12 protein-coding genes are annotated in these 18696 nt (G+C 58.4%); 3 read left to right on the top strand and 9 right to left on the bottom strand.

Annotated elements, in window-relative coordinates:
* Nucleotides 1-5 precede the first annotated feature (5 nt).
* From B8V81_RS11645 to B8V81_RS11605, 9 genes are all read right to left on the bottom strand, one after another.
* Nucleotides 6-1304, bottom strand: a complete 1299-nt coding sequence (locus tag B8V81_RS11645; protein ID WP_180968434.1) for an McrC family protein — start codon at nt 1302-1304, stop codon at nt 6-8.
* 23 nt (nt 1305-1327) lie between these two features.
* Nucleotides 1328-2848 (bottom strand): AAA family ATPase, encoded by a 1521-nt coding sequence (locus tag B8V81_RS11640; protein ID WP_219623321.1) that lies wholly within the window; start codon nt 2846-2848, stop codon nt 1328-1330.
* 13 nt (nt 2849-2861) lie between these two features.
* A complete protein-coding gene (locus B8V81_RS11635; RefSeq protein WP_180968433.1) occupies nt 2862-5630 on the bottom strand; it encodes a DEAD/DEAH box helicase in 2769 nt (922 codons plus the stop codon).
* Between the two features lie 5 nt (nt 5631-5635).
* Nucleotides 5636-6889 (bottom strand): EH signature domain-containing protein, encoded by a 1254-nt coding sequence (locus B8V81_RS11630; protein WP_101808416.1) that lies wholly within the window; start codon nt 6887-6889, stop codon nt 5636-5638.
* On the bottom strand, nt 6882-7460 hold the full coding sequence (locus B8V81_RS11625) for an OmpA family protein (RefSeq protein WP_180968432.1): 579 nt from the start codon (nt 7458-7460) through the stop codon (nt 6882-6884). The genes B8V81_RS11630 and B8V81_RS11625 overlap by 8 nt, the downstream gene beginning before the upstream one ends.
* A 177-nt stretch (nt 7461-7637) precedes the next feature.
* Nucleotides 7638-8978: a coiled-coil domain-containing protein gene (locus B8V81_RS11620; RefSeq protein ID WP_146000488.1), complete on the bottom strand. Its 1341-nt coding sequence runs from the start codon at nt 8976-8978 to the stop codon at nt 7638-7640.
* A gap of 38 nt (nt 8979-9016) precedes the next feature.
* A complete protein-coding gene (locus B8V81_RS11615; protein WP_101808413.1) occupies nt 9017-9697 on the bottom strand; it encodes a hypothetical protein in 681 nt (226 codons plus the stop codon).
* Between the two features lie 275 nt (nt 9698-9972).
* Nucleotides 9973-13080 (bottom strand): S-layer homology domain-containing protein, encoded by a 3108-nt coding sequence (locus B8V81_RS11610; RefSeq protein WP_101808412.1) that lies wholly within the window; start codon nt 13078-13080, stop codon nt 9973-9975.
* 150 nt (nt 13081-13230) lie between these two features.
* The gene (locus tag B8V81_RS11605) at nt 13231-14160 is read right to left on the bottom strand and encodes an aromatic acid exporter family protein (protein ID WP_043111469.1); all 930 of its coding nucleotides are present in this window, start codon (nt 14158-14160) and stop codon (nt 13231-13233) included.
* A gap of 188 nt (nt 14161-14348) precedes the next feature.
* Between B8V81_RS11605 and B8V81_RS11600 the strand changes: the two genes are divergently transcribed.
* From B8V81_RS11600 to B8V81_RS11590, 3 genes are all read left to right on the top strand, one after another.
* Complete coding sequence (locus B8V81_RS11600; protein ID WP_043111468.1) at nt 14349-15740, top strand: carbohydrate-binding protein; 1392 nt, start codon at nt 14349-14351, stop codon at nt 15738-15740.
* A gap of 253 nt (nt 15741-15993) precedes the next feature.
* Nucleotides 15994-16737: a class I SAM-dependent methyltransferase gene (locus B8V81_RS11595; RefSeq protein WP_101808411.1), complete on the top strand. Its 744-nt coding sequence runs from the start codon at nt 15994-15996 to the stop codon at nt 16735-16737.
* 485 nt (nt 16738-17222) lie between these two features.
* Nucleotides 17223-18407, top strand: coding sequence for an IS256 family transposase (locus B8V81_RS11590; RefSeq protein ID WP_101807766.1), 1185 nt, complete (start codon nt 17223-17225; stop codon nt 18405-18407).
* Nucleotides 18408-18696 lie beyond the last annotated feature (289 nt).

Genomic DNA, 18696 nt, shown 5'->3' with positions numbered 1-18696 from the left:
CATAGCTATAGGAAAATTATATCTTGATTAGCGTTGGATTGGGAGACGATCTCTCTGAGCTCTCTTGCCAGCTCATCCGTACAGCGGCTTCCCATCGTCAGGTTCACGAGCTCGACCCGCACGACAACGCCATCTCCACTTTCATACACGAGGGGCTCCCTCGCATCCTGCACATTCGGCACCCAGGGATAAAGCAGCACCACCTGTCGGGCATCATACTTTTTTGCATACGCATAGGCCTGATACATATCCGATTGTGCAATTCCGTAATTGCCGCCGACCGAAAGCAGCTTCCACTTCGTGTCCACAATGACAGTTCCCGAGCGTCCTTCTAGTACAATGTCAGGTCGCAGCTGGAACTTGGCCGGGGATTGGAACAAGTGATGCTTGCCATCTTGCAGACGGATGCGGATGTCCAGTCCTGCTAGATTCTTTTGAAGTAGGCGAGCCATGTAGCGTTCGTACAGCTTCTCCATAGGAAACAGCAGCGCATATGCAACACCGCCGCCCTTGAAAGGCGTAAAGCTCCGATCGGAAAGGAAAAGCCGGCACCAGCTTAGAATGGGTTCATATTCTTGCATGCCCCTGTCAAGAGAGACCCTCTCCCAGTCCAGATCAAGATCAACGGGTGTGTCGATGAGGTCGAATGCTTCCAGCAGCACGGACAGTTTCTTCTGGACCTCTGCATTTGTTGCGATCTTACGCAGCCGTTCGATCGTCGCCTTGATCAGCCGATTTTCAGGACGATCGATCGTAAGCTCGTCATACGCAATGAAGAAGCGCTCTCGATACGCGACGTTATGCTTGATCTGCTGCGAGACATCAAGCTTGCCTTTATAGTAATGTTCGTTGCTCTGATGTTGCCGATAGTCCGACTTCAATCCCCTTTTCACTAGCAGTGCCGCTTCATCGATGAACATCCGCATGAACAGCTCGAGAATAGGAAACTTCCTGGAATCGAGCCCTGTCGAAGAAAAACGCTTGCTCGGAATGTCTCGTACCATCTGCAGCATCTGCAGGAAAATGTCCTTTACGACCGTTTCCGATGCCGTCACGCTTTGGCCATATAATTTAGGCAGAATCTCGATCTGCGTACCGTCCTGCAGCATCAGGACCCCGACGTAATTTTTCGCCGTGATGACCTTTCCGATCCCTCTGCGGCTCGACAGGCCCGCTACATCCAGCGCTTCCTTCAGAACCCAGCGCTCCAATGGATCGAACTGTTCTTCCGTGAGCACGGTATAGCCGTATTCCGCTCCGTCCGGATGCTTGCATAAGCGGCCATGCTCCTGGATGGTGAACACCTTGCCCGCACCTGATCTCTTTCTCATCGCGAGTAAATCTGAACATAAGCGCTCAGCCGTGCGAACGCCGATCGATTTATTCTATAGCGGACGAACTCTCCCAAGTCCTCCTCTTCCAGGTCTCCGAAGAGCGCGCCGGCATTCACCTTTTCCTCCACGACAAATTGCTCCGCTGCAGGCTTTCTGTTGTCTCCAAGCACAAGCCTGACCTTCGAATCATCGTCATAGAAATATTCCTGCAGCAGCGGAATGATCGCATGCTCAAATACATGCCCCAGCTTCTCCAGGCTCCGCTCCTTCAGCACGGGGATCAAATACGCATGGCCAATTGTATGCTCCCGGTCATACAGCACCTCGATCCGCTCATTCATCGCTGCCAGCATCGCCGATAGGTTCAGCTGCTCCCCGTTGATTTCTACTGCACCGAGGCAATTCGGATCCGGCATCACCTCGGAAAAAGCAAATCTTCGCCGTAGAGCTGTATCCAGTCGGGAGATCGAACGATCAGCGGTATTCATTGTGCCGAGCAGGTAGACATTGGCCGGAACGCCGAACGGCTCCTGCGAGTAGGGGAGGGTCAGTTCCCGCGCTTCCTGCATCCCAAGCCGTTTTGAAGGCTCGATCAGCGTAATCAGCTCGCCGAATAGTTTAGAGATGTTGCCCCGGTTGATTTCGTCGATGATGAAGACATAATTGCGATCGTTCCGATGGATGGCCTTTTCCGCTTGACCAGCATGATGGCGCTGCAGCATGCCTTGCACATCGGCCAGCGTAATTCGGTTCAGACGATAAACAGATCCTAGCGTCATTACCTTGTTGCCATTGAGCTCATAGATATTTTCTCGAATATCTTTAACCAGCCAGCGCACGGGGCGGGATCTTTTGTACTCCTCCATCTGGCTGAGCCACGCGTATTCACCGGTAACGACGCCGATGGCATCTATCGTCTCTTCATCATGCAGAGTGAGGACGATATCGCCCCGCCGCATTTCGTTGATGAACCGCTTGATGATCATCTCTCCGCCATTTGTCTTGTAGTCGGTCTCTTCGTCTACGTGCTCGCCGTACATGTCCCACCCGATGCGAATACGGTTGTTTGCAAAACCGTCGCGCTTTACCGGATTGTCTTTCGAACCCCCGAGAGATACCTTCCATATCGTAGGATTCTGTCGGATTCCGTAGTCGTTGCTTGCCTCGATGACCGGCTGACCGGCTTTATCGCAGAACCGCTTGAATACCCCAGGCACAATCTCGTATCCCACTTCACCGTTCGATGGAGTGGATTGCTCTTCACTCAGCAGCCGCGGCTTGATTCCTTCGATGAATTCCTCATACCCATACGATGGATGAAAAGTCGTCAAGGCGATCTGTCCTTCTTCCTTGTACTCTTCATACCGGGCTTTGATTCCATCAAATCCATCCGTCTTGAGTTCCTGGATGACAACATCGAGCGGCTTGTTTTCAATGATTGCAACCGCATATAGAACCGTATGGTACGTCTTGCCCGTTCCCGGCGGGCCATGCAGGATGATGTTTTTGTCCATTCGGCAATTCCTCCTATGCTTCGAACGCTCTCGCCATGACTTCCGCATCCACGTTCGCGTTTCGGCTCGAGACGATGACGGATGAAGCCAGCGACTGCTTATCCGCGAGCAGAGCGTGCACGATCTCTTCGACCGTTCCGCTGCGGAGCGTCTTGTCCTCGTCCGCGACGATCGGATAGTAGACGAACACAGGCTTCGTCTGTCCGATGCGGTAGACGCGATCTGTCGCCTGGCTTTCTACCGCAGGATTCCACCAGCGGGTGTAGTGGATGACATGATTGGCCGAAGTGATGGTCAATCCCGTGCCCGCCGCGCGCGGAGACAAGATCATCACATTGAAGCCGGCGCTTTGGTTGAACTGGTCGACGATCGCCTGCCGGCGCTCGGTCATGCCGTTGATGATCGGAGGATTGATGCCATGCTTCTCGCGGATGAAGCGGCGCAGCAGCTCTTGCACGCGCTGCAGCTCGGTGAAGACGAGCACCTTTTCCCCCTTCTCCCGGATGCGCTCGATCAGGTCGAGCGTCTTTTGCAGCTTCGGCAGCCGTTCCGGCCCGATGTCTTCATATCGCGGATCATGCAGGCCAGGATGAGCGCAGATCGCTTTCAGTTGCTGGATGGCAGGCAGAGCCGGAAGGCTCTTCTGCTTGACCTGACTCAGCACGCTGCGGTACAGATCCGATTGTTCCGGACTCAGCCGTACCCTTTCTTCGATGATCGTCTTGGAAGGAATCTGGCCGCTCAGCTCCTCGGATTTCGTTCGCCGCTTGTACACCATGGACAACCGTGCGACCAGCTTCTGCTCGGCAGCAGCTTCGGCATGCGTCGAAGTCGCATCCTTCTTCGCAACGAACTCCTCCTTGAACGCATGGAGGCTGCCGAGCAGTCCAGGCTGCACGTAATCCATGATCGACCACAGATCCATCAAGCTGTTTTCGACCGGCGTGCCGGTCATCGCCAGTCGGAATCGGGCCGGCATCGCCTTTACCGCCTTGCTCGCTGCCGTCGAGCTGTTCTTAATCGCCTGCGCTTCATCGCAGACGACGGCTTGCCATTGCACTTGGCCGAGCAGCAGCTGATCGCGCGTCAAGGTGTTGTACGTCACCAGCACGATGTTGGCCCGGCGCAGCACGTCGGGAGACTTGGTCCGATCGTTGCTATTGTGGACCAGCACGCCGTAGCGGAGCGCAGGAGCAAACCGTTCGATTTCTCCGACCCAGTTCTGGACCAGCGACTTCGGCACGACGATCAGCGACGGCTGCAGCATCTGCTGCTCATGCAGGTAAGCGAGCATGGAGATGACCTGGATCGTTTTGCCGAGACCCATGTCGTCCGCGAGCAGTCCGCCCATATTGCGGAGGTAGAGCGACTTCATCCATATGTATCCATCCAATTGGAACGGCTTCAATTGCGCCTGGAATGAAGGCGGGAGCGTGCGGTCGAGCGCTCCTTGATCCGCCAGCATCGCCTGCGCATCAAGAATCGGCTTGTTGAATTCCAGCGAGCTGATGTTTTCGAAGATCTCCAGAATATAAGGGAGCTTTGTGACGTCGATGCGTGGATGCTGCTGTATCGCCTGCTCCAACTGATCTACGGCATGGACGAATTGCTCCGCATCCTTCGGCACGCGCACCCAGCTGCCGTTCCAGTCGACGAACTCTTCGCCCGATTCCCTGGCCTCCTCAACCAGCTCGCTGAACTGCTGCGATGTCATGTCCTCCAGAGCCTCGCCAGCCTCATCGAAGATCGAGGCCCCTGCCGCGAAGTCGAACCAGCCGCGCTCCTGGCCCTCTGCATGGACATAAGGCTGCGCGCGGTAGACCCGAATGCCGAGAGCCTTCACCCGCTCGCCGAACAGCGACAGATCAAGCTGGTCCAGCTCCGGCAGGAATGCCTCCGAATTGTCCGCGAAGCGAGGGATGTCCGCGCCTCGGATCGGAGCAAGCTGGCGGATCCGTTCCGCATTTGCTGCCGTCCCAGGGAGCACGAACACTTTCTGCCCGTGGCCATCCGACGCATACGCCTTTCCGGAATCATTCAATTTGTCCAGAAGCTCCTGCTTCGTCTCGTCATCGCCCCGGAGCATCGGAAGAAGTTTAATGCGGCTGCCGTCATAGTCCGCCTCCAGCTCCAGTCGATCGACGATCCGCAAATCCTGCGACTCAATGTAGCTGCTCATGGCAATGCCGAGACGCTTCGCTTCTCGCCGAACTTCGGCGACGTAGCGGAAGATCGCCTCGGCATCCATGGCATCCGGAGGATGGTCGATCAAATTCAGGAAAGCGGTCTGCTGTGGCTCGATCAGCAGCGTCTGTCCATCGGGCAGAGTCAGCCACGGACCGCTCCGTTTTCCTGTTCGGTGGAGGTTTTTCCAGCTTTTATAATCCATGTGCGGCTGAAATTTGAAATGCGGCATGCCGACAGCGCCATCGTTGTCCAGCGATAACGAGAGCTTGACCGGCTCCGGAATGCCGAGAATTCGTCTCGCTTCTTTTGGCGCGGAAACGAGCGCTTCGTGCGGCAGCAAATAGCTGTTCTCGGCGCGCGGCTCAAGAATCTCGTCATACCACAGGGCATCGACCAATTCGAGCCTCTCCAGCTCCGGCTGCTTCAATAATTCGGCCAGAGGCAACGACAACGGGAGGGTCACGGCCTCTCCCGTCGCCTCTTGTTTCAAGTGAATGACGAGGCCTTCCGCCGTCGGCGTCAGTACGTGCTTCAGATGCACGGCTTTCAATTGTTCAACGGGCTTGTCCCGATTCCAGCGACTCAGCCAACCCATGTTCATTACTCCTTATAAGAATATTCCCCACGCAGATAGGCATGGATATGCCTGTTGAACTTGGCTGTCCAGGATTCATAATAACCGCCATGGCCCAACCTCTCGATAAACAAAGGCTCTCCATGCATCATTTCGGACATTTCTTTGAGCATGAACGTCTTGGCCTGACTGCCCGCAAAGCGATAGTTCGGCGTGCTGGTCAAAATTTGAATCCACTTTTCAAACCCTTCTCGATGGTAGAAATATGCCCGTCCTACCTCGCCAAACTCTAGAACGACAAAATTTTCAAAGTAGATGAAGGCAGCCATAGGCTCGTTCCGGTTTTTCAAACGAACGACAAGCTCAATATACTTCATGTAAGTTCGCCAGTACTCCGCCCTTCGTTTTCCATCATGCTCAAAGATGATGTCCAGTTCTTGAGCGCTGAGCCATTTTTCTACCTGCCGCATCGCTTGTTCATCCAAAAACGCCCACTCCGCTTGGCGTTCTCTTGGATCATGCAGCCGCTGAACAGCTTGATCAAGGAGAATCTTGTCAAACTCCTGATACTCCCTTGCCTCCAGATACCCTTTCATCAACAACTGATAATCCGACAATATATACCGTTCTAGCTTGCTCCGCAGAAAAGCTGCTCCTTCGCGCTTGACAAAAGATTTGATGGATAACCCTGTCTGAAGCACGTCAAAGTTCAAGCAACGATCCAGCTCGGATCCTTCTTTGACCTTCAGGGCTTTCAGCATCTCTTGAAGGGTGGCGTGGGAATGAATAAGTCCGGAAACGAGTCCAGGCAGCAGCCCATTCGGGTGCCGGAAAGCCTCGTTGAAAACCGACTGCTCCTCATGCTCCAACGACCCGTGGCTGCTGAACATGCGGTCATTCGGATAGATGAGGACAAGCAGATCCTGCACGAATCTATGGCTGGGCTGCTCCTGGAACCGGCTCCAGGCTTCAATTCCGAAGATCGGCTGAAACCGTGAAGACAAGATCAGATTTATCTTATGCTGGACTTGCTCTGACTCCTCGTCATAAGGCCATTGGCGAATCAGCAGCCTGACATACCGATCCGGCCAATCTTGGATGAGCTGTCCGATGGCATCGACCGGAGCAAGACGAATCTCTGCGAGCAATTCAGGCAGCCGATTCATGAGGCTTGCTGCCACTGTCCCTGTGCCCTTATATTTTTTTTCGATCCTGCGCGTCACTTGAATGAGCTGATGAGGGACGAAGTTAAACACATAGTTCTGCGGGAGCTTATCCATGGGGATCCATCAGCCCCTGCAGACGGTCGAGCAGCTGCTCGTCCTTCAGGCGGAATTTGAATTCGACCCTTCTGGACTTGTCTAGATTGATCGAACCATCCTCATTTCGAATCGGCACACTGAAGGAACGGCCGTTTGCCGTGATGACGTTCTTAAGAGAATCCTGATACTTGAATGTTGGAAAATCCGGCGCGAATACTTGCTGAACGACAGATAGCGCCCGATCCTGCGATAGCTGGAGATTGTATAAATAACCTCCATCTGTATCCGTATGTCCTTCCACGATGATTTGCGAGATTTGATCCCGGAAGCGGTCCGACAACAAGATCGCATTGTATTTCGGAATGAATTGCTCCAAATACTGTCTCCCGCTCTCGCTGACCGCGCTGCTTTTCCGATCAAAGAAAACGCCTCCCGAGAAGCGGATCGCCCCGGTCTGCTTATCGACTTCCAGGTTGAGATCGGAATCCTGAAAGGCTTGAAGCAGTTCTTGAATGATTTTAGATTTTACACCGACTATCTCTTCAATCAGTTGATTCTTCTCCTCTATTGCCGCTTCTTGCTTGCTCAACTCCGCTGTCTGCTGCTCGTATGAGGATTGGTTGTCATACATAGTGATCATGAGAACGAGCGCGAGAACAATCAGGAGAGCAGACATAAGATCCGTAAACGAAATCCAGTATCCCTCTCCCTCCTCTTCCGTCCGTGACGCATGTCGCAATGATCCGCGGTACCCTCTAGCCACGCGTCATCCCCCTTGCTGCGCAGCAGCTACGCGATTCATCTGCTTGCTGATTTCGGCAACGGACTGCTTCAACAACTGAATCGTATCCGGCATCTCTTCCAGTCCATCCTTCATGGAATCGACGCCTCTGACAAGGTGATCGACAGCGCGCGCAAGCTCTTCATCAAACTGCTTGAACGTATGGCTGATGCCAGCGTGCATATTCTGAGAAAATTCGTGAATGGACTTCGTCAGCTGCGTACTCGATTTGTTCATGGATTCGCTCATGGATCCCCATGATGTCGAGAGCGTCTCCATGCGCTCGTCCATTTGAGAGAGCTGATCCGTCAGCTGCTGCTCGATTTCTTGTACGAGCTGGTCCAGCCGTTTCCTTTCCTCGGATGTTTCACCGAGCAATTGTGTCGCACCGTCCGTGACTTCCGTTAGAATCGTCGTGACTTTTTGGAATTGCTCGACAAGCTCGACCATCTGCTGGCTGGAGGTTGAACTTAAATCCGCCTGCTCCTTGAGCGTTTCGGCAAGATGCTGATGGCTCTCCGCCGTGCTCGCGATATGCTCCAGATTGCCGTTCAGCCGCTGCTGGACGTCCAGCTGCACCGCAGTCTGCTCCGTCAGCCTCTCGACATTGCTCTGGAACTGCTCTCGTTCGCCTGCCATCTGCTCCAGCAGCGCAGCCGTGCCTTGGTTCAGCTCGGCGTTTTTGCCAGTGGTTTCGGCCAATACGGCAGTGACGTCCCGGAACTGAACGACGAGTTCTCCCATCTGTTCGCTGCTTGCTGAGCTCAGCTCGGAGTAGACTTTGAGCGTTTCGGCCAGATGCTGATGACTCTCCGCCGTGCTCGCGATATGCTCCAGATTGCCTTTAAGCCGCTGCTGGACATCCAGCTGCATCGCAGTCTGTTCCGTCAGCCTCTCGACATTGCTCTGGAACTGATCTCGTTCGCCTGCCATCTGCTCCAGCAGCGCAGCCGTGCCCTGGTTCAGCTCGGCGTTTTTTTCTGTGGTTTCGGTGAGTTTATGTACGGTTGCAACCAATACGTTTTGATGTTCGGTAAAGGTATCTGTATATCCATGCAAGACATCAGAAAGCCCCGTTGTCTTGTCCGCCATTTGCGACTGGACACCTGCAGCATGCTGCACGGTGGCGACGAGTCCAACCATTTCTTGCTGGACAAGCTTCTGCCATTCCATCGTCTTCTCTAGCACTTCACTTAAATGCTGCATCTGATCTACGGTAGACTTACTGATCGAGCTGGATAGATTTGCAGCCAAATCTTGTCCAACTGTCTTACTCAACGCCTTGGACATTCCTTCAACTAGGTCAGGAATCAATCGTTCCGACATGAATGTTTGGAAATCCTTCATATGCTTTTCTTGATTCTCTAGCATGTTTTTAAAAACGATGCTTTCCGGTTCAACGGATAGGTCGCGTCAATGGATTCTCTTACCGTTCTAAAACTAGTGGTAAGAAGCTTGTGCAGTATGCCCTTATCGAATAACTGCCATAAAACAGAAATAGCGATCCCTGCGATCGAGGAAATGAATTTGACTTCCATCCCACTTAAAAGCAAACCAATACCATGTTTCATTGCAGTGGAGTCTCCGCTAGGATCAAGTCCCCCAACACCTGCAGCAATACCCACAAATGTCCCAATGATTCCCATCGCCAATATCGTGTTCGGTACGAATTCCGCCAGCTTCCTCTTTCCAAAATGATGGACAAAAAGATCTTCATGAAAATAATCATAAACATCCGGAAGAACAGGGTTGCCTTGCTTCGTAGACTCGTTGTACTGCGTTTCGTAACGCTGCCAAGCCGGATAGACGCACTCCTTGATGTAGGGTTGTTTTTCTTCCCCCGCCAGCCACTGGCTTAAAAGTTTCACTCTTTCTTCGGTGGAGTCTACTTTTCTAAGTTCCTCAAGTTTGAGCTCGATGCTCTTTGAAGTTTTTTTAGCATTGCAGTAACGGCCCCAATAAATCCGATAGGCAAATCCAAGAGCCAAGCAAAACATCACCCCGATATAAGCGTAATACGTTTCCGGCTTAATCCAAAACTCCATCTTCTATCTCCTCGTTTCTCAAGATACGACAGATTTCAAAGAACCCGAGTCTATAGACATAGTTCTTTTTATCTACAAAGTTCGCTTTTTAGCTCCTAAATTCCTCCAGTCAATCGTATTGGAATTTCAAAGATTAAACAGATAGCAGAAAGCACCCTGCTCCAGGGTGCTTTCTGCTGCTGCTTTGTCTCCATTACGTTAAGACGTGTAATTTATAGGTGAACCCGAATCTGGATTTCAAGGCGTTTAAAGGGGGAGCCAGCGCAATGCATGGCCTAGGCCGCTTGCTGCGCGCTCAGCCGCACCAGCAGCGCGGCGGCTTGCGCCCGCGTCACCGGAGCCGTCGGAGCGAAGCGGTCGCCGCCGATGCCGCCCATGAGGCCGGCCTGCTGCAGGGCGGCCACGGACGGGCGCGCCCACGCCGGGATGCTCGCCAGGTCGGCGTAGTCCGGCCGAGCGCCGGCGGCCGGGCTCAGGCCGGCCGCCTTGGCGGCCAGCACGGCCAGCTCCGCGCGCGTGACCGCGCGGTCCGGACGGAAGCTGCCGTCCTCGTAGCCGCCGATCAGGCCGGCTTCGGCTGCGCCGGCGATGGAGCCGCGCGCCCAGGCCGGAATCTGCGCGGCGTCCTTGAACGCCGCTTGTCCGCCGGCCGACGGAAGCTGCAGCGCCCGCGCCAGCAGCACCGCCAGCTCCGCGCGGCTGACCGAGGCGTCCGGACGGAAGCTGCCGTCCTCATAGCCTTGGGCGATGCCGAGCTGGATCGCCTGCCGGATGCTTGCGGACGCCCAGTGCGTCGCCGGCACGTCCTTGATCGGCGCCGGGGCCGGCGTGGCCGACGGCAGCGCCGATGGCGCCGGGGTCGGGCTGCTCGTCGGCGCCGGGGTCGGACTTGCCGTCGGGCTTGCGCTCGGCAATGGCGTCGGCGTTGGCGTCGGCGTGACGACCGGAGTCGGCGCCGGGGTTCCGCTCGGCGACGTCGTCGGGCTTGCGCTTGGCGATGTCGTCGGGCTTGCGCTCGGCGATGCCGTCGGACTTGCGCTCGGCGTCGGGCTCGTGCTTGACGTCGGCGTTGGCGACGTCGTCGGGCTTGCGCTTGGCGTCGCCGTCGGGCTTGCGCTCGCCGTCGGCGTTGGCGTCGGAGTCGCGCTCGCCGTCTCCGCGTTCGTCTTAACGAACGCCGCGGCAGAGTTGCCGCGTCCCGCCGTGGCGCGGACGGCAAGCTCGTACTTGCCTTTCGGATCGGCTCCTTCGAGCACGTAAGCGTAGGCCGTCTTTCCATCGACATGCGGCACTGTGACCGTCCAGTTCGCGCCCAGCGCGTCGCTGCGCTCATAGAGGCGGTAGGCGGTCGGAGCGGCGCCGGCCGGAGCCTTCCATTCCACCTGCAGCTTGCCGTCCGCGTTCACCGACCAGCGGGCGTCCCGCACCGCCGCCGGAGCGGCGTCCGTGCGCTTGATGCGGTAGGCGTCGTAAGCATCGGTCGTGCCCGCCTCCGTCGTCGTGTACGCCTGGAAGCCGATCGAATCGTCGCTCACCTGCACGCCGGTGAACATCTCCTTGCCCGGCTGCTCGTACTTGGCCGCGTAAGGGAACTCCATGCCGGTCTTGACGTTGTAGCGCTTGTCGCCGGCCGCGTTGGTGATGAGGTACAGCGTGCCCTTCGGATCGACGACCTGTCCGTCCGCATCCGGCAGCTTGTCCTTCTGCGCCTCGCCCCCGAGCATCTGGAAGCTGCGCGTATACGTATGGTCGTGGCCGCCGAGCACGAGGTCGACGCCCATCTCGTCGAACACCTTGGTCAGCTCCGAGCGGAAGCTCACGACGTCGCTGTCCGACACATGGCTCGCGACGGAGTACATCGACTTGTGCAGCAGCACGACCTTCCACTTCTTGTCCGTGCGGGCCGCCTCGGCGCGCAGCCATTCCACCTGGTTGCGGTAGATCTGCTGGTACTCCGCGCTGCTCGCGGCAAGCGAATATTCCGTGTTGATGACCATGAAGTGCGCCGGGCCGTAGTCGAACGAGTACACCGAGCCGTCCGGCTTGGCGCCCGTCTGCGACAGGTTCGGCAGGTTGAAGTGCTGCGTGAAGTTGCCGTAGCTCTTGGACTCGTGGTTGCCGACGAGCGGCACGAGCGGCCGGCTCATGAGCAGCTCCTTGGGCTTGTCGAAGAACCAGGACCACTGCTCCTCGAGGTCGCCGTTGTCCACCAGGTCGCCCGTATTGGCGACGAACGCCGACTGCGGGAACCGGTCCAGCCCTTCCTGAAGCGTATGCGCCCAGGTGACGAAGTCCGCGTCGGTCGTGCCTTGCGAATCCGTCGTATACAGGAACGTGAACGCCTCCGGCTGCGCCGCCTCCGTCCGGAACGAGCCGGTGCCGCTCCAATGGCCGTCTTCCCCGTCGCCGACGCGGAACACATAGTCCGTGCCCGGCTTCAGGCCGACCGCCTTCGCCTTGTGGCTCTGGTAGACCGTCTTCTTGCCGGCGGCTTTGTCCGCCTTGGTCTGGTACGTCTCGACGCGCTCCGCGGAGCCTTCGAACGTCAGCGCCTTGTCCGCCGGGAAGCCGCCTCCCGCCGGAGCGCCGCTCTTCTCGGCGACCTGCAGCTTCGTGCCCGGGTAGTCCTCATAGGTATACCAGGCGACGCCCAGCTCGGTGCGCGGATCTCCATGGAACGTCAGCGCCACCGACTGCGGCAGCGGCGACTGCGGCGGATCGACCGGCGTCTGCCCCGCCGTCTTGTACGCCAGCAGTTCCATGTCGAAGTACAGGTCGGAGCTGCTTTTGCTCTGCTGATGCACCTCGACGGCGATCTCGTTGGCGCCTTCCTTGACGACGCCGGCCAGCTTGTCCGTCAGGTCGACGTCGTAGAACGACAGCGGCGCCGATTTGCCTTCGACCGACAGGGTCGAGTAGCTGATCGGGCCTTCCGGCATGTTGTAGCGGGCGATTTCCGTCCCGTTGACATACAGCACCATGCCGTCGTCGACGCCGAAGCTGCCGACGAAGCGCTTGTAGTCGGCAGCGCCGCTCAGCTGCACCGTCTTGCGGAAATATGTCGTCAGGTACTTGTTGCTGCTGCTGCCCCCGTAGCCGATCGTCGTGGCGATGCCGCCGAACCTCGACGTCGCCGTCTCCGCCCGTACCGGGTAGCCGAGCGGAGCCGTCCCCGCGTCCCATGACGAGTCGTCGTAGACCGCCCTCCAGACGCTGCCCTGATCGGCCGGCGTCACCAGCACCTTCCAGTTGCCGCCCCCTTCGACCAGCTTGAGCGGCGTCTCCTCCGCGGCTTGCGCCGGCTGTGCCCCCGGCCATGCGATGCCGGCCGCCAGCGCGGCGCTCAGCATGATGCCGAGCCCTTTCCGTACCCACTGTCTCATGCGCTTCCTCCTGCCTGTCCGTTGTGGTTGCATCGCCCATTAGCGTACGGGACTTCATTCAGCGGAGGATCAGCGTTTCATGATGCTTTAGTAAAGAAATAAAAAAACGGCCCCCCGTCCTCCGGCCTTAGGGCATGTTGGAAGCACGCCCTAAGCCAGGGTCAGGATGAACCGTTCCAGCTCGTTGGCCATGCCGTACAGGCTGGCCCTCGTCTCGAACTCCTCGCGCGTCTCGGGCAGCGGAAGCTCCTTGTGGTAGTCGCGGATCGAGCGCAGCCGCTCGTGGTAGTCGCGGCCGCCGGGAATCGTGTTCCAGTGGTCGGCCAGATCGTCCAGGAACTCGCCGATGCGGCGGCCCTGCTCCAGCCTCGCGTCGACCTGGGAGACGAGCGGCATCATCGTCTTGAGGATGTCGGCCTGGCGCCTTCGCGTCTCGTAGTAGGTGTAGAACAGGCTGCGCCGGCCGCTGAAGTCGTTCTCCGTCGCCTGCACGCCGAGCGCCCGCGCCTGCTCCAGCAGCTTGTCGAGCTCCAGCAGCTCGCGGCCGTCCCACAGGCTGCTGCCGTCCTTGAGATAGATCGCCAGCTCGCGCAGGATGCGCTCGATGTTGTCCTCGATGCGCCGCCGCAGGGTCATCACCTGACGCTCGATGCCCGGCATGTACAGGTTGACGACGAGCGACAGGCCGAGGCCGATCGCGATCAGCGCCAGCTCGTTGCCGATGAACGAGAGCGTCAGGTCGCCGTGGATGTACACATGCATCATGATGACCGAGCTGCTGGCGATGCCGCCGGTGCAGCGCAGCCCGACGCACAGCGGGATCAGCACCAGGTAGATGGGCACGAACAGCAGCGCGTAGTAGCCGGCCAGCTCGAAGGCCAGCCCCGAGACCGCGATGCCGACGAGGCAGGCGAGCAGCCGCTCCCAGATCGCGTTGAACGACTGGCGCCTCGTCTTCTGGATGCAGAGCAGCGTGAGGATGCCGGCGGAGGCGAAGTTGAGCAGTCCGAGCTGCTGGGCGGTCAGCACCGACAGGCTGACGCCGACGGCGGTTTTGAGCGTACGGAATCCGATCCTCATGATTCGCTCCTTGTCTCGTCAAAAATGTCACCCCGATTATAGCATCCGCGAAGTTCCGTGACGAACCGGCGTCTTTCTTCAAAAAATCTGCCCCTGATTCTCGGAATATTCTCCCTTATCTGAAATCTATTTCAGTGGTCCAATAGAGTAGAAGATTCCGCAAGGAAATTCCGAAAGGGGATGGATTGATGAAACGCAAAAGTCTTGCCCTTACCCTGATCCTCATGCTGCTGGTGGCGATCGTGCCGGCAACGGTGTTCGGCGCCGCGGCCTGGACGCCCGGCACCGCCTACAAGGCGGGCGACGTCGTGACGTACGCCGGCAAGGACTACCGCTGCGTGCAGTCCCATACGGCGCTGACCGGCTGGGAGCCGCCGAACGTGCCCGCGCTGTGGACGCCGACGGGCGGCACGACGCCGACTCCGACGCCTTCCGCCACGCCGACGGCCACTCCGACTCCGACCGCCACGCCGACGCCCAAGCCGACCGTGACGCCGACGCCTACCGCGACGGTGACGCCGACTCCGACCAAGACGCCGGTTCCCACCGCTACTCCGACGCCTACGGTCGCGCCGACCGCCACGCCGATTCCTTCGGCCACGCCTTCGACCGGCAAGGTCGTCGTCGGCTACTGGCATAACTTCGACAACGGCTCCGGCGTCATCCCGCTGCGCGACGTGTCGCCGAACTTCAACGTCATCAACGTCAGCTTCGCCGAGACGCTGAGCGACCATGCGACGCTCACGTTCGTGCCGTTCCAGACGACCCCGGCCCAGTTCAAGGCCGACGTCGCCTACCTGCAAAGCCAGGGACGCCGCGTGCACATCTCCATCGGCGGCGCCAACGCCACCGTCGAGCTGAACACGGCGGCAGCCAAGGCCAGCTTCGTCAGCTCGCTGAAGAACATCATCAATACGTACGGCTTCGACGGCATCGACATCGACCTCGAAGGAAGCTCGCTGTCGCTGAACGGCGGCGACACCGACTTCAAGAACCCGACGACGCCCAAGGTCGTCAACCTGATCAGCGCCATCAAGGAGATCATGGCGACGTACGGCTCCGGCTTCGATCTGACGATGGCGCCGGAAACGGCGTACGTGCAGGGCGGCCAGATCGCCTACGGCGGCCCGTGGGGCGCCTACCTACCGGTCATCCACGCCGTGCGCGACCAGCTCGACTACATCCACGTCCAGCATTACAACAGCGGCTCCATGCAAGGACTCGACGGCAAGTCCTACGCCCAGGGCACGGCCGACTTCCAGGTCGCGATGGCCGAGGTGCTGCTCAAAGGCTTCCCGATCGCCGGCAACGCCAGCAACCTGTTCCCGGCGCTGCGCGCCGACCAGGTCGCGATCGGCCTGCCGTCGTCTCCGGCCGCGGCGGGCGGCGGCTACACGCAGCCGGCCGACATCGTCAAGGCGCTGAACTACCTCACCAAGGGCCAATCGTTCGGCGGCCAGTACACGCTGCAGACTCCGGGCGGCTACTCCGGCTTCCGCGGCGTCATGACCTGGTCGATCAACTGGGACAAAACGACGAGCTACGTCTGGTCCAACGCAATGAAGGGCTACTTCGGCTAAAGCGGTTGTTCCCGCCGCTGCGCGAAGCCGCATGTCCATTGCCCGGCCTCTTCCGAGAGGCCGGGCTTTCGCATGATTGCAGCGTCGCCCGGCCATGCCTGGCATAGCCCGACTTGGCTGGCATGGCCCGTCTTGGCTGGCCTTCCCGTTCTTGCGCCGGATGCCGGCCACGCATAAAAAACGGCTCAAGCCGTTCTCTGCCGGTTGCGCTGCGGTCGGGCGAGGTAAAATAAGAGAAAAGGGGGCTTGCACGATGAAGGAAAACAAATACGACGATCCGGAGTTTTTTGACCGCTACAGCCGGATGCCCCGTTCGCAGGGCGGGCTGGACGCCGCCGGCGAATGGCCGGCGCTACGCGCCATGCTGCCGCCGCTTGACGGCAAGCGCGTGCTCGATCTCGGCTGCGGCTACGGCTGGCATGCCCGCTACGCGCGGGAGCAAGGGGCGGCGTCCGTGCTCGCCATCGACCTGTCGGAAAAGATGCTGGAACGCGCCCGCGAGCTGACCGACGATCCCGCGATCGACTTTCGGCGCGGCGCGATCGAAGACATCGCTTTCCTTCCGGGGGAATTCGACGTCGTGCTGAGCTCGCTCGCGTTCCACTATGTCGGCGACTTCGCCGCGGCTGCGGTCAAGGTGCATGACGCGCTCGCGGACGGGGGCAGCTTCGTCTTCTCGGTCGAGCATCCGATCTTCACCGCCCTACCTGCGCAGGACTGGCAGTACGGGACGAACGGCGAGAAGCTGCACTGGCCCGTCGACCGCTATCACGACCAGGGCCTGCGCTCCGCCCGCTTCCTCGGCAGCGACGTCATCAAGTATCATCGCACCGTCTCCACGTATCTGAACGCGCTGCTCGCCGCCGGCTTCTCGATCCGCCAGCTGTCGGAGCTCGCTCCGACGGCGGAGATGCTCGAGCGCAATCCCGCCTGGGCGGAGGAGGCCCGACGGCCGATGTTCTTCCTGATCGCGGCCGACAAGACCGGCAGACGGTAGCCGGAGCCGTCGGGGGCTGGGGCGGTCGGTTGCTAGGGCGGTCGGTGGCTAGGGCGGTCGGTTGCTGGAGCTAGTCGGGGGCTAACTCGGCCATTGCTGGAAACCTGAAAAGCGTCCGTGCCACCTTAAGGTGACTCGGACGCTTTATTCAATCTTGAGACTCCGGCCATTCGGCCGATTCTCGGGAATCCAAGGCACTCCTCTGCCTTGGATTCGGCCCTTTGGCCGAGATCCGGCCCATCCAAGGCACTTTTCTGCCTTGGTTCCGGCCCCTTCGACCGAGATCCGCCCATCCAAGGCACTTTTCTGCCTTGGTTCCGGCCCCTTCGGCCGAGATCCGCCCATCCAAGGCACTTTTCTGCCTTGGATTCGGCCATCCAGGGTGACGTACAATAAGTTGTGTACCAACATTTGGAGCCTAGCTAGGCACAAAAAAAGTAGGGTATTCTCGGGGTTACGACGCCACCAAGAAAGGACCCTACTTCATGACTAGTATAACCGAAAACCACCTGAACCATCTCTTTGAAAATTCTGTCATCCCCTTCGTAAAGGAGCGGATCGAGTTCCTCATTCGCACGGAGATTCAGCACCACATGGCCGAGGCTGCGGCAGCAGGTATCCGCAACAGCCGAAACGGCTACTACTACCGGGATCTGCACACCCGCTACGGCCTGATCGAGGATCTGGAGATGCCCCGGGACCGAAACGGCGACTTCCAGACGCAGCTGTTCGAGCCCTATCAGCGGCGCGACGGCTGGCTGGAGGAGGCCGTCATTCAGATGTACAAAGGCGGCATGCCGACCCGCGACATCGCTCGGTTCATTGAAGGCATGTTCGGTCAAGCATACTCGCCGACCACGATCAGCAACATTACCTCGACGGTTCTGGAAGACGTGGAACGCTGGCAGACCAGGCCGCTCGGCAAGCGCTACTCCGTCATTTACCTCGACGGCATGTACGTCAAGCTCAAGCGCAGCACGGTCAGCGGCGAAGTCGTTTGTTTTGCGATGGGCATCGACGAAGACGGGTACCGATCCATCCTCGGCTTCTACGTCGGGGGAAAAGAGAGTGCCAACGTATGGCGCGACGTGCTGAAAGACTTGCAGCAGCGCGGCGTGGAGGAAGTTTTGCTTGGCGTATTCGATGGGCTGCCTGGGCTGGATACGGCCTTCCGGGAAGCCTTTCCCAAAGCCGACGTCCAGCACTGTGTCGTCCACAAAGTGCGCTCGACCTTTCCCAAGATCCGCATGCAGGACAAGACGGACTTCGTTGCCGATCTCAAAACCGTCTACAACGCTCTAGACCGGGACTTGGCTTTGGCTGCTTTTGACCGGCTTAAGGACAAATGGCAGAAGCGCTATCCCAAAGAAATTCAGTCCTGGGAAAACCAGCTCGACACGCTGCTCACGTTCTACTCGTATCCCGCCGAAATGAAGCTGGCCATCTACACGTCCAATCCGATTGAACGCATGAACAAGGAATTCCGCAAACGACTTAAGCCCATGAACAGCCTGACCAACATGGAGGCGGTCGAGAAAATCCTTTACCTGACGGCTAGCGAGTACAACGAGTATTATGGCAAAAAAGTCATTCGCGGCTTCGGCGACCCGTCGGTAAAACGTAGGTTGAAGCAGATGTTTGAGAAACGCTACCCCCACCACCAAGAGTGACGTCAACCCATTTTGACTGGGAATATCTTGCTGCTTACACATACTTCTTGACGCTACCCCATCCAGCCGAGATCCGCCCATCCAAGGCACTTTTCTGCCTTGGATTCGGCCATCCAGCCGGGATCCGCCCATCCAAGGCACTTTTCTGCCTTGGTTCCGGCCCCTTCGGCCGAGATCCGCCCATCCAAGGCACTTTTCTGCCTTGGATCCGGCCCCTTCGGCCGAGATCCGGCCCATCCAAGGCACTTTTCTGCCTTGGATTAGGCCTCGGGCCGCTGCGCCCCCCGGT

Source organism: Paenibacillus pasadenensis (assembly GCF_002864175.1).
GTDB lineage: Bacteria > Bacillota > Bacilli > Paenibacillales > Paenibacillaceae > Paenibacillus_O > Paenibacillus_O pasadenensis.
Note: the sequence above shows the minus strand (reverse complement) of the source record. Positions and strands in the feature narration are given on the sequence as shown.